The sequence below is a fragment of the Pseudomonas sp. FSL W5-0203 genome (genome assembly GCF_001896155.1).
GTDB classification, from domain to species: Bacteria; Pseudomonadota; Gammaproteobacteria; order Pseudomonadales; family Pseudomonadaceae; genus Aquipseudomonas; species Aquipseudomonas paracarnis.
This window is the reverse complement of sequence record NZ_MPOR01000009.1, coordinates 84,724-101,024: the sequence shown is the minus strand read 5'-3', so window position 1 is coordinate 101,024 and position 16,301 is coordinate 84,724. Positions and strand designations below refer to the sequence as shown.

The following is a 16,301-nucleotide window of genomic DNA, read 5'->3' as shown; positions in this document are numbered from 1 at the left end:
TGGCCATCCCCTCAAACAACAAACCCGGCACAAGGCCGGGTCTGCTTAACAACATTGACGCTTACTTCACCGCGGGGACCGCCATATCCATGGACTGCTGCGCCCGCTTGTTCTTGACCCAGTAACAAACGCCCATGAACGCCACCCACACCGGGATCGCGTACACCGAGCGGTCAATGCCCGGAATCATCAGCATGGTGCCCAGAATAAACACCACAAAGGCCACGCAGATGATGTTGCCATACGGGTACCACAACGCCTTGAACAGCGGCACCTGGCCAATGCGGTTCATGTGTTGGCGGAACTTGAAGTGGGAGAAGCTGATCATCGCCCAGTTGATCACCAACGTGGCCACCACCAGCGACATCAGCAGTTCCAGCGCGTCATGGGGCATCAGGTAGTTCATCAGCACCGCCACCAGAGTGATCGCCGCCGAGGCCAGGATCGAACGCACCGGCACGCCGCGCTTGTCGATTTTCGCCAGGGCCTTGGGCGCGTCGCCCTGCTCGGCCATGCCCAAGAGCATGCGGCTGTTGCAGTAGGTGCCGCTGTTGTACACCGACAGCGCGGCGGTCAGCACAACGAAGTTGAGGATATGCGCGGCGGTGTTACTGCCCAGCATCGAGAACACCTGCACGAACGGGCTACCGCTGTAGGCATCGCCGGAGGCGTTGAGGGTCGCCAGCAGGCTGTCCCACGGGGTGAGCGACAGCAGCACCACCAGGGCACCGATGTAGAAAATCAGGATGCGGTAGATCACCTGATTGATCGCCTTGGGGATCACCGTACGTGGCTGGTCGGCTTCGGCAGCGGTAAAGCCGAGCATTTCCAGGCCGCCGAAGGAGAACATGATGATCGCCATGGCCATCACCAAGCCGCCGACGCCATGGGGGAAGAAACCACCATGCTCCCACAGGTTGCTGACCGAGGCTTGCGGGCCGCCGCTGCCGCTGACCAGCAGGTAGCTGCCCAAGGCAATCATGCCGACGATCGCCACCACCTTGATGATGGCGAACCAGAACTCGGCTTCACCGAAGACTTTGACGTTGGCCAGGTTGATCGCGTTGATCAGCACGAAAAACGCCGCAGCAGAGACCCAGGTCGGGATCTCCGGCCACCAGTAGTGCACGTACTTGCCGACGGCCGTCAACTCCGACATACCCACCAGAATGTACAGAATCCAGCAGTTCCAGCCCGAGAGGAAGCCGGCGAAACCGCCCCAGTACTTGTGGGCAAAGTGGCTGAAGGAGCCGGCGACCGGCTCCTCGACAATCATTTCGCCAAGCTGGCGCATGATCATGAAGGCGATAAAGCCGCAGATGGCATAGCCCAGGATCATCGAAGGGCCGGCGGATTTGAGCACCCCGGCCGAGCCCAGGAACAGGCCGGTGCCGATGGCGCCACCGAGGGCGATCAACTGGATATGCCGGTTTTTCAGGCCGCGTTTCAGCTCGCCTGAAGAAGAATGGGGTCCACTCATGAAAAGGGTCTCACGCAAGGTTTGAAGAGTTGAATGCAGGTTGCTGCCTTGAATTACCGACTCAAGCAGCGCCGCTCAAACCCCAGCGCAGGCACCAGGAGTACAGCGTCTTTCTAATGGTCATGCGTCACCTGTTTGTTTTTATCTGTGACGAAATCGAACCCGTCCGGCTCGTGGCCAGGCGGAGTGATCAGGGGGATCAAACCCTGAGGTCTTGGCCTTTTGCGTGGGTACGCAAGGGGGGTCACAGTAAAACGCGGCGCATTGTACACCGCTCGACAGCTTCGGCACGCACCGGGAAAGTGCACGGGCGATTCTGTCAGCTAATGCTTACATCGGCGCGCCCCCCAACAAAGCCAGGGCAGTTGCGTAAATCTATCGTTACACCCCGGAAAATCCGCGTTACAGCCAGACTTTGGCAACCCTCAACGGAATTCTGTCGGTAAGCAATGCCTGAAGAATCGCTTCAGCCAATTCACTGTTTTGCCTGAATAAAAAAATCTGCTGAAAAACAGAAGAAAAAATCCAAATGAAACCGTGTCAATAAATTTTTTGCATTTCGAAACACTCTCTTCTAGGTTCTTTGCACTTGCCCGCGAAGCCCGTGGGCAAGCCGTTCTCAAACAACGTCCTCTAGGAGATACACCATGCAAGCACTGGAAAACGACCTGGAAACCGAACTGCAACTCGACGATTGGTTTGAAGCGCCGACCCATGAGGCCGCCGTTGAAATGATGCAAGCCGATGCCGTTGTGCCTTTTGGCACCGCGATGTGGCCTTTCTAATACCCGGCAGGCATCCGGCAGGCGCTGTGCACGGCGCCTGCCCCCTTACCCAAGGCACAGAAGGACACCCGTCATGGACAAGGCCCGCGCCGTCGAACATTTTCTCTACTACCTGGCACACCACCCCGCCCTCAACGGCCTGAACCGCCCCACCGTGTTGCTGGGCCACACCGAGCGCTATGACGCCATCGCCCAGGCGATTACCCACGGCAGCGCCGCCCGCTTCAACTTTCAACTGCAACGCCTGGACCTGGCGCCCAGCGACACCCTGTCCCAGGCCATTCAAAGCTGCGACCTGTACCTGTTTCTCTATGATTCCTCCACGCTGCCCAACCCACGCGCCGAAGGCCCGGACTTTATCCGTGCCCTGCAAGGCGTGATGGCCGAGCACTGGAAAAAATCCCTGCTGTTCAAGGATTACGGCGACTATTTCTACGACACCTTCAGCGTCGAGCCCCAACGCATCGCCGACCTCAACGCCACACTGATCCGGCGCATGGCCCAGGCCAACGTGCTGAGCTTTACCGACAAACACGGTTCGCGCCTGGAAGCGCCGATGAGCAGCATCAAGAAGTGGACCAATATCAACGGCGTCGGCAACCACGACCTGGCGCCCGGCGAAATCGCCACCCACAGCGAAGCCATCAACGGCCAGGTGCGGTTTGTCGGCACCTTCCTCAGTACCATCCCCTTTGCACGCAAATACGGCGTGCTGCAATTGCCGCTGGAGCTATGGATCGAGAACTCCACCGTTTGCAGCGTGGCCAGCGAAGTGCCAGGGCTGGCAGATGACTTCAACAAGTACCTGAATGCCAACCCGTCCAACCGTCGTGTGGAGGAGTTGGGGATTGGCACCAATGAAGGGGTCAAGGACCTGTATGCGCGCAATGCCGGGTTTGAAGAGCGTCACTGCGGGTTGCACTTGGGCTTGGGTGGCGGGCAGAAAGGCAGTCATCACCTGGACCTGATCTTTGCCAGTGGGGTGCTGGCGCTGGATGACAAGCCGGTGTTTGATGGCGCCTTTGCCTTTTAAAAGATCATAGACGTGTAGAGATCCCGGTGGGAGCTGGCTTGCCTGCGATAGCGGTGTGTCAGTCACCTTTTTACTCACTGACCCACCGCTATCGCGGGCAAGCCCGGCTCCCACAGTTGATTGCATTTCAAATGTAGATCGCAAAAAAAAACGCCAACCCTAGGGTTGGCGTTTTTATGCGGCGCTTAACGTATCACTGCGGCTTCTTGCGACCAAAACCAGGACGCTGGCCGGAACCGGCCGGTGCGCCACGGCGCTTGCCCGAAGGCTCGTCCGCGACCAGTTTCGGGCCAGGGCGCTTGTTCGCCGCTGGCTTGGCTGGACGCTTGGTGCTGGCGTTGTCGGCCGGGCGATCCGCTTCACCACGGTTGCTACGACCACCCGCCGGAGCAGGACGCGGCGTACGTGGCGCACGCTCGCCTTCCTGACGCGATGGCGTGGTGGGGCGGCGTTCACCTTCAATGTGCGGCTGACGCGAGATACGACCGCCGGTGGCCGGTGCATCCAGCGCAGGGCGCAGGGTGCGGGCAACACGTTCGGTACGTGGCACTGGGCGCGACGATTTGCGCTGCATACGCTCAAGCTTGTCTTTGCTCTTGGCGTTCATCTGCGGCATGGCAACCGGCGTCAGGCCCACTTCGGCGCTGAGGATATCGACCTCGTACTGGCTCATTTCGCGCCAGCGGCCCATCGGCAGGTCGGAGTTCAGGAACACCGGACCGAAACGCACACGCTTGAGGCGGCTGACCACCAGGCCCTGGGACTCCCACAGGCGACGCACTTCACGGTTACGGCCTTCCATCACCACGCAGTGGTACCAGTGGTTGAAACCTTCGCCACCCGGCGCCTGCTTGATGTCGGTGAACTTGGCCGGGCCGTCTTCAAGCACCACGCCCGCCTTGAGGCGTTCGATCATCTCGTCATCGACTTCACCACGTACACGCACGGCGTATTCACGGTCCATCTCGTAGGACGGGTGCATCAGGCGGTTGGCCAACTCACCGTCAGTGGTGAACATCAGCAAGCCGGTGGTGTTGATGTCCAGGCGGCCGATGTTGATCCAGCGGCCTTCTTTAGGCTTGGGCATCTTGTCGAACACGGTCGGACGGCCTTCCGGGTCGTCACGGGTGCAGATCTCGCCGTCGGGCTTGTTGTACATGATCACGCGGCGCACCGATTCGGCGGCCTCTTCACGCTTGATGACCTTGCCATCAATGGTGATTGCATCGTGCAGGTCGACGCGCTGGCCGAGGGTAGCCTCGACGCCGTTGACCTTGATGCGCTTCTGGGTGATCCAGGCTTCGACGTCGCGGCGAGAGCCCACGCCGATACGCGCCAGCACTTTTTGCAGCTTTTCGCCTGCTGGGCCGATTTCCTGGTCTTTCTGGTCTTGGTCATTCATCGTAAGCACCTCCCGGTGGGTCGATTCAGGCATGGCCTGAGGGGTATTGAAAGCGGGGCCTAGGCCGAATAGGTCGGCAAGGGGTCGCGAATCATACGCGCATGGCGCGTGTTGCGCATCACAGACTAGCCGATAACGCCCAAGTCATTTGCTTTTCCGCCGACCGGTGGCGCCCAGGGCCAGCAAACGCAGCTGGGCTTCGGCCAATACCGTGCGCTTGTCGGCTTTATCGAGTTTCTTCCAGGCACGGATTTCACGCTTGCTGCGGCCACAGCCGACGCAGATGTCGTCGCTGAATTTGCAGATGCTGATGCACGGGTCTTTCAGGGCACTCATGGTCGATCCTCTGTGGGAGCTGGCTTGCCTGCGATGGCATCACCTCCTTGCATCTGAGAGACCGAGGCGTCTGCATCGCAGGCAAGCCAGCTCCCACATGGGTTGCACGGTGAGAGTCAGAACGGGTCAGTCTTCGAGCTGGCGGCGTTCGTTTTCGATGGCCTCGGCCAGCGCCCGGGCTTCGTCTTCTTCGTCACTCAGGGGCGGCTGTTCGAGGGCGGCGACGGCGGCCAGGAGCTTTTCCCGGGCCTGGGCCACGCCAAGCACATCGTCTTGGGCTTCGACCTCAGGCTCGGATTCAACGTTCACCTGGGTTTCTGGCTCCGCCGCACCATCACGCAGCAAATCGTCGAAGTCGGTCTTGATCCCCTGCTCCATGTCGTCCAGCTCCAGCAACAACGTATGGAAACTGGTTTCGTCCTTGGGCTCCTCCGGCTCGGCGCTGGCATCGGCCAGTTCCTGCAGGCTTTGCGGCACCGGCGCGTCGTCGAAATCGAGCACTGGCTCGGCCTCCATTTCGCGCAGTTCGGCCAGCGGCGGCAGGTCGTCGAGGTTCTTCAGGTTGAAGTGATCGAGGAACACCTTGGTGGTGGCGAACATCGCCGGTTTGCCGGGCACGTCACGGTAGCCAACGATGCGAATCCACTCGCGCTCCAGCAGGGTCTTGACGATATGGCTGTTGACCGCCACACCACGCACGTCTTCGATCTCGCCCCGAGTGATGGGCTGGCGATAGGCGATCAGCGCCATGGTCTCCAGCATCGCCCTCGAGTAGCGCTGCGGGCGCTCTTCCCACAAACGCCCGACCCACGGTGAAAACTTCTCACGGATCTGCAGGCGATAACCCGACGCCACTTCGCGCAACTCAAAGGCACGGCCCTCACAGGACTTGCGCAGGATCTCCAAGGCTTTCTTGAACACCGGCGGCTCCGGGCGTTCGGCTTCTTCAAAGAGTTCGAACAGGCGCTCCAAAGATTGCGGTTTGCCCGAGGCCAGGAGAAAGGCCTCCAGCAAAGGGGCCAGTTCGCGGGGTTCAGTCAGATTCATCGATTCAGCTCGTTATTCGGCTCGCGCCCGCACGTGGATAGCCGCAAAAGGCTCATTCTGCACCAGCTCGACCAAGGATTCCTTGACCAGCTCAAGGATCGCCATAAAGGTCACCACCACGCCCAGTCGGCCCTCTTCGGCGGTGAACAACTCGACAAAGGGCACAAACCCACCGCCCTTGAGACGTTCCAGCACATCGCTCATGCGCTCGCGGGTGGACAGCGCTTCACGGCTGACCTGGTGGCTCTCGAACATATCGCCACGGCGCAGTACTTCGGCCATGGACATCAGCAATTCTTCCAGACTCACGTCCGGCAGCAACTTGCGCGCGCGCGCCTCGGGAGCGTCGAGCTTGGGCACCACCACATCACGGCCCACACGGCTCAGACCGTCGATGCCTTCGGCGGCAGCCTTGAAGCGTTCGTACTCCTGCAGGCGGCGGATCAGCTCGGCGCGCGGGTCATCCTCTTCGGCTTCTACCGTCTCCGAGCGCGGCAACAGCATGCGCGACTTGATCTCGGCGAGCATGGCGGCCATCACCAGGTACTCGGCGGCCAATTCCAGGCGCACCGACTGCATCAGCTCGACATAGCCCATGTACTGGCGGGTGATTTCTGCCACCGGAATATCGAGGATATTGATGTTCTGCTTGCGGATCAGGTACAGCAGCAAGTCCAGGGGGCCTTCGAAGGCTTCAAGGAACACCTCCAGGGCGTCCGGCGGGATGTACAGGTCCAGGGGCATTTCCATGACCGCCTGGCCATACACCATGGCAAACGGCAGTTCTTGCTGGGCGCCAGCCTGGGGATCAGCGGCTTCCACGGCTGACATTCAGGCCTCGACCATGAACGGAGCCGGGTCGCCACAACCCACACGCACCACTTCTGGTTCGCCATCGGCCAGGTTGATCACCGTGGAGGCCTTGTTGCCGCCGTAGCCGCCGTCGATGATCAGGTCGACGTGCTTTTCCAGCAAACGGCGCATTTCGTAAGGGTCGTACAACGGCTCGGTTTCGCCGGGCAGGATCAACGACACGCTCATCAGCGGTTCGCCCAACTCGGCCAGCAGCGCCAGGGCAATCGGGTGTTCCGGCACGCGCAGGCCGATGGTGCGTTTTTTCGGGTGCAATAACAGGCGCGGCACTTCGCGAGTGGCGTTGAGAATGAACGTGTAAGGGCCCGGCGTGTGGGCCTTGAGCAGGCGGAAGGTACCGGTGTCAACCTTGGCGAACAGGCCGAGCTGGGACAAGTCGCTGCAGATCAGCGCAAAGTTGTGCTTGTCGTCCAGCTGGCGCAAGCGTCTTACCCGCTCGACCGCGCCCTTGTCGCCGATCTGGCAGCCAATGGCGTAGGACGAATCAGTCGGGTAGATCACCACGCCACCGGCGCGGATGATCTCTACGGCCTGCTTGATCAGGCGCGCCTGAGGGTTTTCCGGATGAATCTGGAAGAATTGACTCACGTGCTCTACCTGTTCAGACGGTGGCAATAATGGGGTCATGCTTGAATCGCCCCCACAACAGCGGCAGATCTTCAGGGACCTGACGATACTCGCCAATCTCGGACCAGCCGCCTGGGCCATGAAAATCACTGCCGGCACTGACCAGCAGACCAAATTCGCGGGCAAGGATCGCCAGGCTGCCGACCTGTTCTGCCGGTTGATGCCCGTTGACCACCTCGATGGCGTGGCCACCCGCACCAATATAGTCGCTGATCAGCTTGCGGCGCTTGCTGCGGGTGAAATCGTAATGCCAGGGATGCGCCAGGCTGACCCAGGCCCCGGAGGCCCGCAGGGTCTGGACGGTGTCTTCCAGGGTCGGCCAATGCAGCTTCACATCGCCCAACTTGCCGGCGCCCAGCCATTTGCGAAAGGCCTCGGCGCGATCCTTGACATAGCCTTCGCGCACCATCCAGTCGGCAAAATGCGGACGGGCCGGTGCGTTGCCGCTGTCGCCCAGCTCTTGCTGGATGGCGCGGGCGCCGTCGAGGGCGCCAGGCATACCTTTAAGGCTTAGCTTGCGGCTTATTTCTTCGGACCGCAGCCAGCGGCCATCGTGCAATTGGGCAATCGCCGCCACCAAGGGCGGGGCCTTTTGATCAAAACCGTAGCCCAGCACATGGATGGTGGCGCCGCCCCAGGTGCAGGACAATTCCACGCCGTTGACCAGCTGCATGCCCAGGGAATGCGCGGCCTGGCGGGCTTCATCGAGGCCTTCGAGGGTGTCGTGGTCGGTCAATGCCAAAACTCGCACGCCTTTTTCAAACGCACGCGCAACCAATACCGCGGGCGCCAGGGCGCCGTCGGAGGCCGTGCTGTGGCAGTGCAAATCAACATTCACGGGAGTGTGTAACCTCAAGTCAGCTGGCGCTATCGCAACCAAGGATGTTTGTTATTATGCCGTCACATCCAGCTTCTGGCTCTTACTGTGAAACAATTCATCGACTTCATCCCGCTGTTGCTGTTTTTCATCGTTACCAAACTCGACCCCAGGGTCATCGAAATCGCCGGCCACGAGCTATCGTTCGGAGGCATCTACAGTGCCACTGCCGTACTGATCATCAGCTCCATCGTAGTGTACGGCGCCATCTTCATCTCCCAGCGCAAGTTGGAAAAAAGCCAATGGCTGACCCTTATCGCCTGCCTGGTATTCGGTGGCCTGACCCTGGCCTTCCACAGCGAAACCTTCCTTAAATGGAAAGCCCCGGTGGTGAACTGGCTGTTCGCCCTGGTGTTCATCGGCAGCCACTTCATTGGTGACCGCCTGCTGATCAAGCGAATCATGGGCCATGCGCTGACCTTGCCGGAGCCGGTGTGGGTGCGCCTGAACGTGGCCTGGATCGTGTTTTTCCTGTTCTGCGGTGCCGCCAACCTGTTCGTGGCCTTCACGTTCCAGGACTACTGGGTCGACTTCAAAGTGTTCGGCAGCCTGGGCATGACCGTATTGTTCCTGATCGGCCAGGGCATCTACCTGTCGCGCCACCTGCATGACACCGCGTCTACCACGCCGAAAACCGAGGACTGACATGCTCTACGCCATCATTGCCACCGATATTGCCAACTCGCTGGAAAAACGCTTGAGCGTACGCCCGGCCCACGTCGAGCGCCTTAAACAGCTGCAAGCCGAAGGCCGCATCGTACTGGCCGGCCCGCACCCGGCGGTCGACAGCAATGACCCGGGCGACGCCGGCTTCACCGGCAGCCTGATCGTGGCCGAGTTTGCCTCCCTGGCCGACGCCGAGGCCTGGGCCAAGGCAGACCCTTACGTTGCAGCAGGCGTCTATGCCGATGTGGTGATCAAGCCGTTCAAGCAAGTCCTGCCTTGAACCCGGCTGCGTCGAACCTAATCGTTTCGGCGCACTCCTAATGGCTCACGGCGTCACCGGTGGGGTCGTCGCCGTCGACAATGGCTAAATCGAGTGAGTCATGAGCGAGCTGTTACTGATAGATGATGACCAGGAGCTCTGTGAGCTGCTGACCAGTTGGTTGAGCCAGGAAGGCTTCCAGGTGCGCGCCTGCCACAACGGCCTGAGCGCCCGCAAAGCCTTGGCCGAAGCCGCCCCGGCGGCGGTGGTGCTCGATGTGATGCTGCCCGACGGCAGCGGCCTGGAGTTGCTCAAGCAACTGCGCAACGACCACCCGGAGTTGCCGGTGCTGATGCTCTCGGCGCGGGGCGAGCCTCTGGACCGCATCCTCGGCCTGGAACTGGGCGCCGACGACTACCTGGCCAAGCCTTGCGATCCGCGCGAACTGACGGCGCGCCTGCGCGCCGTGTTACGCCGCAGCCACCCGGCCGCGGTATCGACCCAGCTGGAACTGGGCGACTTGTGCTTCAGCCCGGTGCGCGGGGTGGTCAGCATTGATGAGCAGGAATTCACCCTGACCGTCTCCGAAAGCCGCCTGCTTGAAGCCTTGCTGCGTCAGCCCGGCGAGCCCCTGGACAAACAGGAACTGGCGCAGATCGCCCTGGGCCGCAAGTTGACCCTGTATGACCGCAGCCTGGACATGCACGTCAGCAACCTGCGTAAAAAGATCGGCCCGCACCCCGATGGCCGGCCACGCATCGTGGCGCTGCGTAGTCGTGGCTACTACTACAGCCTCTAAACATCACGCTTAACCCTGTGGGAGCTGGCTTGCCTGCGATAGCGGTGTGTCAGTCCACCGTTATGCTAACTGGCCCACCGCTATCGCAGGCAAGCCAGCTCCCACCATTGATTTCATCACCTTCAAGGGTTTTGTCAGCTCCTGTCAAACCTGTCTTTACCGAAGCTTTACCCTCCCCTGACCGCCGCTGACCTTGCGCTGCGTAACCTACTCACATCCGGACTCACCGGAATAGAGACAGGAGAATCACCATGCGCAAGACCCTTATCGCTTTGATGCTCGCCGCTGCACTGCCTACCGTCGCCATGGCCATGCCTGAAGGCCCGGGCCCGATGGGCGGCCACGAAGGCCACATGATGGGTGGCCCAGGCCACGGTGAACACGGTCCGCGTGGTAAAGGTGGCCCGTTCAGCCAGTTGGACTTGAGCAAGGAACAGCGTGAGCAGATCCGCAAGCTGATGGGTTAGCAATGGCACGCTCGCAAAGACCTGACCCAAAAGTACCTGGACAAACTGCCGGCCGCTGACCAGAAGGCGATGCAGGACGAAATCGCCGCCGGCAAGCAGAAAACCCAGGCCGATATCCGCGCCGTGCTCAAGCCCGACCAACAGAAGAAGTACGACGAGATCGTCAAGAAGCAAGCCGAGCGCCGCGCCGAATGGAAAGAGTTCCAGGCCTGGAAAGCCCAGCAAGCGCAAAAAGCGCAATAATGGCCTAGCTTCACCCCAGCCCAGTGGTTCGCGCCGCTGGGCTTTTCCTGTTTGAGGGTTTCCTGTGCGTTCATTGTTCTGGCGTATCCTGGCGAGTTTCTGGCTGGCCATCGCCCTGGTAGGCGGGTTGTCGATTTTGCTTGGGCATATGCTCAACCAGGACGCCTGGATTCTGAGCCGCCACCCTGGCCTCAACAACCTGGCCCAAGAGTGGACGCAACTCTATGAAGCCCAGGGCGAAGACGCCGCCCAGGACTTGCTGCAACAGCGCAAACGCCAGTACCACATTGATGTGCAAGTGCTGAACGAGAGTGGCGAGCCGGTGGTGCGGGGCACCTTCCCGCGCCGCGCCGCCGCCTTCGAAGCCCGGCAGAACGACAGCCAGGACGGCCACCTGCCGTGGCGACGCCTGACCGCCGAGTACACCAGCGACAAAACCGGCGACACCTACCTGCTGATCTACCGCATTCCCCACCCGGAGCTGGAGGCCTGGCACCGCAGCAGCCTGCTGTGGCCGCTCAGTGCCCTGGCGATTACCCTGGTGGTGCTGACCCTGTTCAGCCTTCTGGTGACGTTGTCCATTACTCGCCCGCTCAGTCGTTTGCGCGGCGCGGTGCATGATCTGGGGCAAACCACCTATCAACAAAACAGCCTGGCGCAACTGGCCAACCGGCGCGACGAATTCGGTGTCTTGGCTAACGACTTCAACCGCATGGGCGCGCGCCTGCAAAGCCTGATCGGCAGCCAGCGCCAGTTGCTGCGCGACGTCTCCCACGAACTGCGCTCGCCGTTGGCGCGCTTGCGTATCGCCCTGGCCCTGGCCGAACGCGCCAGCCCCGAAGAGCGGGAAAAACTCTGGCCGCGCCTGACCCGCGAATGCGATCGCCTGGAAGCCTTGATCAGCGAGATCCTGGTGTTGGCACGGGTCGACGCCGACAACGCCAGCGCCGAAGACATCGACCTCACCCCGTTGCTTAAAACCCTGCAAAAGGACGCCCAACTCAGTGCCCCCGAGCAAGTGGTGCAACTGACGACTGCCAATGATTTGCAGCTTAAAGGCTGGCCGACCATGATCGAACGCGCCGTGGACAACCTGCTGCGCAATGCCCAGCGCTTCAACCCGGTGGGCGAACCGATTGAATTGCAGGCCCAGCATCAAGGCGGGCGCATTCTGATCAGCGTACGCGACCACGGCCCCGGCGTTGAAGCCGAGCACCTGAGCCAATTGGGCGAGCCGTTCTATCGGGCGCCGGGCCAGACCGCCCAAGGTCATGGCCTGGGCCTGGCCATCGCCCGTCGCGCCGCCGAGCGCCATGGCGGCAACCTGATCCTGGCCAACCATCCCGATGGCGGCTTTATCGCCAGCATCGAACTGCCCTTGATCCCTGGGGTTGCCACACCAGTGGGATGATCTTCTATAGTGGCCCTTCTCTTACGGAGGGCCTTTGATGACTGACCTGCTGACTCCCATCCAAGCCGCACTCGCGTTACCGCACGCCCCACTGCCCCAGACCCAGGCCGGTGCCTTGCCCTCGACCTTTGCCGTGACTGACCTGGCGGCCGCCAGCATCGGCGCCGCGGGCCAGGCTATCGCCCAGTTGATTGAGCAACAAACCGGGCGTCTGCCCAGCGTCAGCGTGGATCGGCGCCTGGCCTCGTTGTGGTTCTCTTCGTCGATTCGCCCCGTGGGGTGGCAAGTGCCGCCTTTGTGGGACCCGGTAGCGGGTGATTACGCCAGCGTCGATGGCTGGATCCGCCTGCACACCAACGCGCCCCATCATCGTGCGGCGGCCGAGCGGGTATTGGGGCCTGCCGCTGATTGCGCCGCCATGGCGAGTAGAGTCGCGACCTGGAAAGCCGCCGAACTGGAACAGGCGGTTGTCGATGCGGGCGGTTGTGCCGCGCAAATGCGTAGCTGGCAAGCCTGGCAGCAGCATCCCCAAGGCTTGGCGGTAAACGCCGAAGCGTTGATCCAGCGCCAGGTCTTCGAACCCGGCATCGACAAACCCTGGCTAGGCTCAGCCGCTCGCCCACTGGCCGGCATCAAGGTGCTGGATTTGACCCGGGTGCTGGCCGGCCCGGTGGCCAGTCGTTTCCTCGCAGGCTTAGGCGCCGACGTACTGCGCATCGACTCGCCCACCTGGAACGAACCTGGCGTCGTCCCGGAAATGACTCTGGGTAAACGCTGCGCCCGCCTTGATCTAAAGCGCCACGACGACCGGCAGGTGTTTGAAGCGTTGCTCAAGGACGCCGACATTCTGTTCCACGGTTACCGCGCCGATGCCCTGGAGCAACTCGGTTATACCCTTGGCGAACGTCAGCACATCGCCCCCGGCCTGATCGACGTCAGCCTCAACGCCTACGGCTGGAGCGGCCCATGGCGTAATCGGCGTGGCTTTGACAGCCTGGTACAGATGAGCAGCGGGATTGCCGAGGCCGGCATGGCCTGGAAACAGACGGATAAACCGCTGCCGCTGCCGGTGCAGGCGCTGGATCACGCTACCGGCTATTTGATGGCCGCCAGTGCGATCCGGGCTTTGGCCGAGCGCCTGGACTCCGGACGCGGCGGTTCGGCGCGCTTGTCGTTGGCGCGCACGGCGAAGTTGCTGGTGGCGGCCGGGCAAGTGCCACAGCAAGCGGCATTGCGCGAGGAAGATATCAATGACCAAGGCCTGGTGGTGGAGCAGACAGCCTGGGGCCAGGCCCATCGACTGCTGGCGCCGCTGAGCATCAGTGGCACGCCGTTGCAGTGGGATTTGCCGGCGGTGGAGTTAGGGTCACACCGACCTCAGTGGTGACCTGGGCACCGCTATCGCAGGCAAGCCAGCTCCCACAGGATCAGTGTGGGAGCCGGGCTTGCCCGCGATGGGGCCATCACCGTCGCTATCAATCCCCGCGGTTCAACGACGTCCACAAATGCTGCGCCGCATACGCCCTCAACGGCCGCCACGCCTCGGCCCGCGCCAATAACTGCCGCGCCGACACCGGCCCACCTTCCAAGGCTGCCAAAGCATTGATCAGCCCGATATCCCCCGACGCAAATGCATCCACCTCGCGCAACTGGCGCATGGCGATGTACTGCGCGGTCCACTCTCCAATCCCCGGCAACGCAACCAGCCGTGCAACGCCGTCCTGGAGGCTGGCCTTGGGTTCGAAAAGCTGAGGATCATCCAACAGCGCCTGGGCCACACCGGACAACGTACGACCCCGCGCCTTGGGCATGCCCAGGGTGGCCAAGTCTGCCGCCGCCAGCACTTCTGGTGTCGGGAACAGGTGGGTGATACCGGCGTGCGGGGATGCCAGCGCCAGGCCATACTGAGCCACCAGCTTGCTCGCCAGGCGAATCGCCGCCACCACGGTTATCTGCTGGCCCAGCACTGCACGAATCGCCAGTTCCAACCCGTCCCAGGTGCCTGGCAACCGCAGGCCAGGGCGGGCCGCAGCCAGTTGCGCCATCAGGGGATCTTGCGACAATTGCGCGTTGATCACCTCAGGCACCGCATCCAGATCAAACATCCTGCGCAAGCGCCGCTCGATCTCAGGCATCGCTGCAGGCTCGGGAAAGTCGACCGTCACCTCCAGCCAATCCCCCACGCCCGGTTCGACGCTGACCCAGCCATGTCGGCCCGCCACACTGATACTGCGCCGATATACGCCGGCGACCACGGTTTCCAACCCGGTAATCGCCCGCGCCGATAGGAACCCCAGCATCGCCGCCCAGTCGTAGGGCGGTTGATACGCCAATCTCACAGTGACAATACCCCGCTATACAGCCCATACGCGGCTAACCCGGCGCCCGCGATCACGCCGCTGAAAATGCCTTTTTCCACGGCGGTAAACAAGGGTAGGCCCTGCTCGCGCTTGGCCAGGGCAAACAGGATCACACCCGGGGCGTACAGCAACGCCGACAGCAGCAAATACTTCAAGCCCCCCGCATACAGCAGCCAAATCGCGTAGCCGAGGGCAACCAGCCCCACCAGCAGATCTTTCATGCGCCGGCGCTGCCAGCCTGCATAGGTTTCGCCGCGCGCGCTCAACAGCACCGCATAGGCCGCCGACCACAAATAAGGCACCAGGATCATCGAGGACGCCAGGTAGATCAGGGTGGTGTAGGTGCTGGCGGAAAACAGCGTGATCACCAGGAATGCCTGGATCATCACGTTGGTCAGCCATAAGGCATTGACCGGCACCTGATTGGCGTTTTCCTTCTTCAGGAACGCCGGCATGGTCTTGTCCTGGGCGGTGGCATAGAGGATTTCCGCGCACAGCAGCGCCCAGGAGAGCAACGCGCCGAGCAGCGAAACCGCCAGGCCGATACTGATCAATACCGCGCCCCAAGGCCCGACGACATGCTCCAACACACCGGCCAGGGACGGGTTCTGCAATTGCGCCAGCTCCGGCTGGCTCATGATGCCCAGGGACAACACATTCACCAGCACCAGCAAGGCCAGCACGCCCACGAAACCAATCACCGTGGCGCGCCCCACGTCCGAGCGTTTCTGCGCCCGCGCCGAATACACACTGGCGCCTTCGATCCCGATAAATACAAACACCGTGACCAGCATCATGTGGCGCACCTGCTCGACCACGCTGCCCATCTGCGGGTTACCCATTCCCCAGATATCGCGGGTGAAAATATCCGCCTTGAATGCAACGGCGGCGATCACGATAAACATCAGCAGCGGCACGATCTTCGCCACCGTCGTCACCTGATTGATGAACGCTGCCTCTTTGATCCCGCGCATCACCAGAAAATGTACGGCCCACAGCAACAGCGACGCGCAGCCGATGGCAAGCGGCGTATTGCCCTGGCCGAACGCCGGAAAAAAGTAGCCGAGGGTGCTGAATAGCAAGACGAAATAACCGACATTGCCCATCCACGCACTGATCCAGTAACCCCAGGCGGATGAAAAGCCCATGTAGTCGCCAAAACCCGCCTTGGCGTAGGCATACACCCCGGAGTCCAGTTCGGGCTTACGGTTCGCCAACGTCTGGAATACAAAGGCCAGGGTCAGCATGCCGATGGCGGTGATCGCCCAGCCGATCAATATGGCGCCCACTTCGGCACGGGCGGCCATGTTCTGCGGCAATGAAAAGATGCCGCCGCCAATCATCGAGCCCACCACCAGGGCGATCAGGGCACTGAGCCGGAGTTTCTGGGCGGGTTGGGTCATGCAGCTTCCTCGAAATAAACGGTTGGGCGACAACTGCGCACATAAGTAATTCAGATTAATGACGTTGTCATAACATAAGGATATGTAAAGGTAGGAAGTTTAGGCTTATTTAGAATTTAAATACGTCAATTATGAAGCGATAGTCAAACAACGTACAAAAAATTTGCACATTCGCAAATACGAACTAGCGTCAACACCCATGCCCTCGACCAAATGATTAACCACACAGCAAA

Annotated in this window: 16 protein-coding genes and 1 pseudogene; 8 read left to right on the top strand and 9 right to left on the bottom strand. The window is 61.3% G+C overall.

Annotated features, from left to right (window positions below; all coding sequences use genetic code 11):
• Window positions 1-61 precede the first annotated feature (61 nt).
• Window positions 62-1,480 carry an amino acid permease gene (locus BOP96_RS10835; RefSeq protein WP_014719679.1) on the bottom strand — a complete coding sequence of 473 codons (1,419 nt, stop codon included), beginning with the start codon at window positions 1,478-1,480 and terminating at the stop codon, window positions 62-64.
• Window positions 1,481-2,127: 647 nt separating this feature from the next.
• Between BOP96_RS10835 and BOP96_RS30055 the strand changes: the two genes are divergently transcribed.
• Both BOP96_RS30055 and BOP96_RS10830 read left to right on the top strand, forming a co-directional pair.
• A complete protein-coding gene (locus tag BOP96_RS30055) occupies window positions 2,128-2,265 on the top strand; it encodes a hypothetical protein (protein WP_003175756.1) in 138 nt (45 codons plus the stop codon).
• Window positions 2,266-2,338: 73 nt separating this feature from the next.
• Window positions 2,339-3,298: a hypothetical protein gene (locus BOP96_RS10830; protein ID WP_014719680.1), complete on the top strand. Its 960-nt coding sequence runs from the start codon at window positions 2,339-2,341 to the stop codon at window positions 3,296-3,298.
• Between the two features lie 193 nt (window positions 3,299-3,491).
• Here the strand turns inward: BOP96_RS10830 and rluB are convergent, their stop codons facing one another.
• The 6 genes from rluB to BOP96_RS10800 form a co-directional block, all read right to left on the bottom strand.
• On the bottom strand, window positions 3,492-4,700 hold the full coding sequence (gene rluB / locus BOP96_RS10825; protein ID WP_014719681.1) for a 23S rRNA pseudouridine(2605) synthase RluB: 1,209 nt from the start codon (window positions 4,698-4,700) through the stop codon (window positions 3,492-3,494).
• A 144-nt stretch (window positions 4,701-4,844) separates the two neighbouring features.
• Window positions 4,845-5,036 (bottom strand): DUF1289 domain-containing protein, encoded by a 192-nt coding sequence (locus BOP96_RS10820; RefSeq protein ID WP_014719682.1) that lies wholly within the window; start codon window positions 5,034-5,036, stop codon window positions 4,845-4,847.
• Between the two features lie 126 nt (window positions 5,037-5,162).
• A complete protein-coding gene (gene scpB / locus BOP96_RS10815; RefSeq protein ID WP_014719683.1) occupies window positions 5,163-6,083 on the bottom strand; it encodes an SMC-Scp complex subunit ScpB in 921 nt (306 codons plus the stop codon).
• 12 nt (window positions 6,084-6,095) lie between these two features.
• Window positions 6,096-6,794 (bottom strand): segregation and condensation protein A, encoded by a 699-nt coding sequence (locus BOP96_RS10810; RefSeq protein WP_164365898.1) that lies wholly within the window; start codon window positions 6,792-6,794, stop codon window positions 6,096-6,098.
• A gap of 120 nt (window positions 6,795-6,914) precedes the next feature.
• Complete coding sequence (locus tag BOP96_RS10805; protein ID WP_003193796.1) at window positions 6,915-7,544, bottom strand: L-threonylcarbamoyladenylate synthase; 630 nt, start codon at window positions 7,542-7,544, stop codon at window positions 6,915-6,917.
• A gap of 13 nt (window positions 7,545-7,557) precedes the next feature.
• On the bottom strand, window positions 7,558-8,421 hold the full coding sequence (locus BOP96_RS10800; RefSeq protein ID WP_003193798.1) for a PHP domain-containing protein: 864 nt from the start codon (window positions 8,419-8,421) through the stop codon (window positions 7,558-7,560).
• 87 nt (window positions 8,422-8,508) lie between these two features.
• On the opposite strand from BOP96_RS10800, the gene BOP96_RS10795 reads away from it, so the two are divergent.
• The 6 genes and pseudogenes from BOP96_RS10795 to BOP96_RS10770 all read left to right on the top strand — a co-directional run bounded on the left by BOP96_RS10795 (window position 8,509) and on the right by BOP96_RS10770 (window position 13,692).
• On the top strand, window positions 8,509-9,105 hold the full coding sequence (locus BOP96_RS10795; RefSeq protein ID WP_014719685.1) for a septation protein A: 597 nt from the start codon (window positions 8,509-8,511) through the stop codon (window positions 9,103-9,105).
• Between the two features lies 1 nt (window position 9,106).
• On the top strand, window positions 9,107-9,406 hold the full coding sequence (locus BOP96_RS10790; RefSeq protein ID WP_014719686.1) for a YciI family protein: 300 nt from the start codon (window positions 9,107-9,109) through the stop codon (window positions 9,404-9,406).
• A 100-nt stretch (window positions 9,407-9,506) separates the two neighbouring features.
• Window positions 9,507-10,184 (top strand): response regulator transcription factor, encoded by a 678-nt coding sequence (locus tag BOP96_RS10785; RefSeq protein ID WP_014719687.1) that lies wholly within the window; start codon window positions 9,507-9,509, stop codon window positions 10,182-10,184.
• A 251-nt stretch (window positions 10,185-10,435) separates the two neighbouring features.
• Window positions 10,436-10,894, top strand: a pseudogene (locus BOP96_RS10780) (LTXXQ domain protein).
• Window positions 10,895-10,958: 64 nt separating this feature from the next.
• Window positions 10,959-12,305, top strand: coding sequence for a sensor histidine kinase (locus BOP96_RS10775; RefSeq protein ID WP_014719689.1), 1,347 nt, complete (start codon window positions 10,959-10,961; stop codon window positions 12,303-12,305).
• Between the two features lie 37 nt (window positions 12,306-12,342).
• Entirely contained in the window at window positions 12,343-13,692 is a 1,350-nt protein-coding gene (locus BOP96_RS10770) for a CoA transferase (RefSeq protein ID WP_073452662.1), read from the top strand.
• An 88-nt stretch (window positions 13,693-13,780) separates the two neighbouring features.
• On the opposite strand, the gene BOP96_RS10765 is transcribed toward BOP96_RS10770, so the two are convergent.
• Window positions 13,781-14,644: a DNA-3-methyladenine glycosylase family protein gene (locus BOP96_RS10765; protein ID WP_032902759.1), complete on the bottom strand. Its 864-nt coding sequence runs from the start codon at window positions 14,642-14,644 to the stop codon at window positions 13,781-13,783.
• Window positions 14,641-16,068, bottom strand: coding sequence for an arginine-ornithine antiporter (gene arcD / locus BOP96_RS10760; protein WP_014719692.1), 1,428 nt, complete (start codon window positions 16,066-16,068; stop codon window positions 14,641-14,643). The genes BOP96_RS10765 and arcD overlap by 4 nt, the downstream gene beginning before the upstream one ends.
• Window positions 16,069-16,301 lie beyond the last annotated feature (233 nt).

What these genes read in the sequence shown, in the direction of transcription:
- BOP96_RS10790 (WP_014719686.1), top strand. Translation starts at nt 9,107, where the DNA reads ATGCTCTACGCCATCATTGCCACCGATATTGCCAACTCGCTGGAAAAA.
- scpB (WP_014719683.1), bottom strand. Translation starts at nt 6,083, where the DNA reads ATGAATCTGACTGAACCCCGCGAACTGGCCCCTTTGCTGGAGGCCTTT.
- arcD (WP_014719692.1), bottom strand. Translation starts at nt 16,068, where the DNA reads ATGACCCAACCCGCCCAGAAACTCCGGCTCAGTGCCCTGATCGCCCTG.
- BOP96_RS10785 (WP_014719687.1), top strand. Translation starts at nt 9,507, where the DNA reads ATGAGCGAGCTGTTACTGATAGATGATGACCAGGAGCTCTGTGAGCTG.
- BOP96_RS10835 (WP_014719679.1), bottom strand. Translation starts at nt 1,480, where the DNA reads ATGAGTGGACCCCATTCTTCTTCAGGCGAGCTGAAACGCGGCCTGAAA.
- rluB (WP_014719681.1), bottom strand. Translation starts at nt 4,700, where the DNA reads ATGAATGACCAAGACCAGAAAGACCAGGAAATCGGCCCAGCAGGCGAA.
- BOP96_RS10820 (WP_014719682.1), bottom strand. Translation starts at nt 5,036, where the DNA reads ATGAGTGCCCTGAAAGACCCGTGCATCAGCATCTGCAAATTCAGCGAC.
- BOP96_RS10770 (WP_073452662.1), top strand. Translation starts at nt 12,343, where the DNA reads ATGACTGACCTGCTGACTCCCATCCAAGCCGCACTCGCGTTACCGCAC.
- BOP96_RS30055 (WP_003175756.1), top strand. Translation starts at nt 2,128, where the DNA reads ATGCAAGCACTGGAAAACGACCTGGAAACCGAACTGCAACTCGACGAT.
- BOP96_RS10830 (WP_014719680.1), top strand. Translation starts at nt 2,339, where the DNA reads ATGGACAAGGCCCGCGCCGTCGAACATTTTCTCTACTACCTGGCACAC.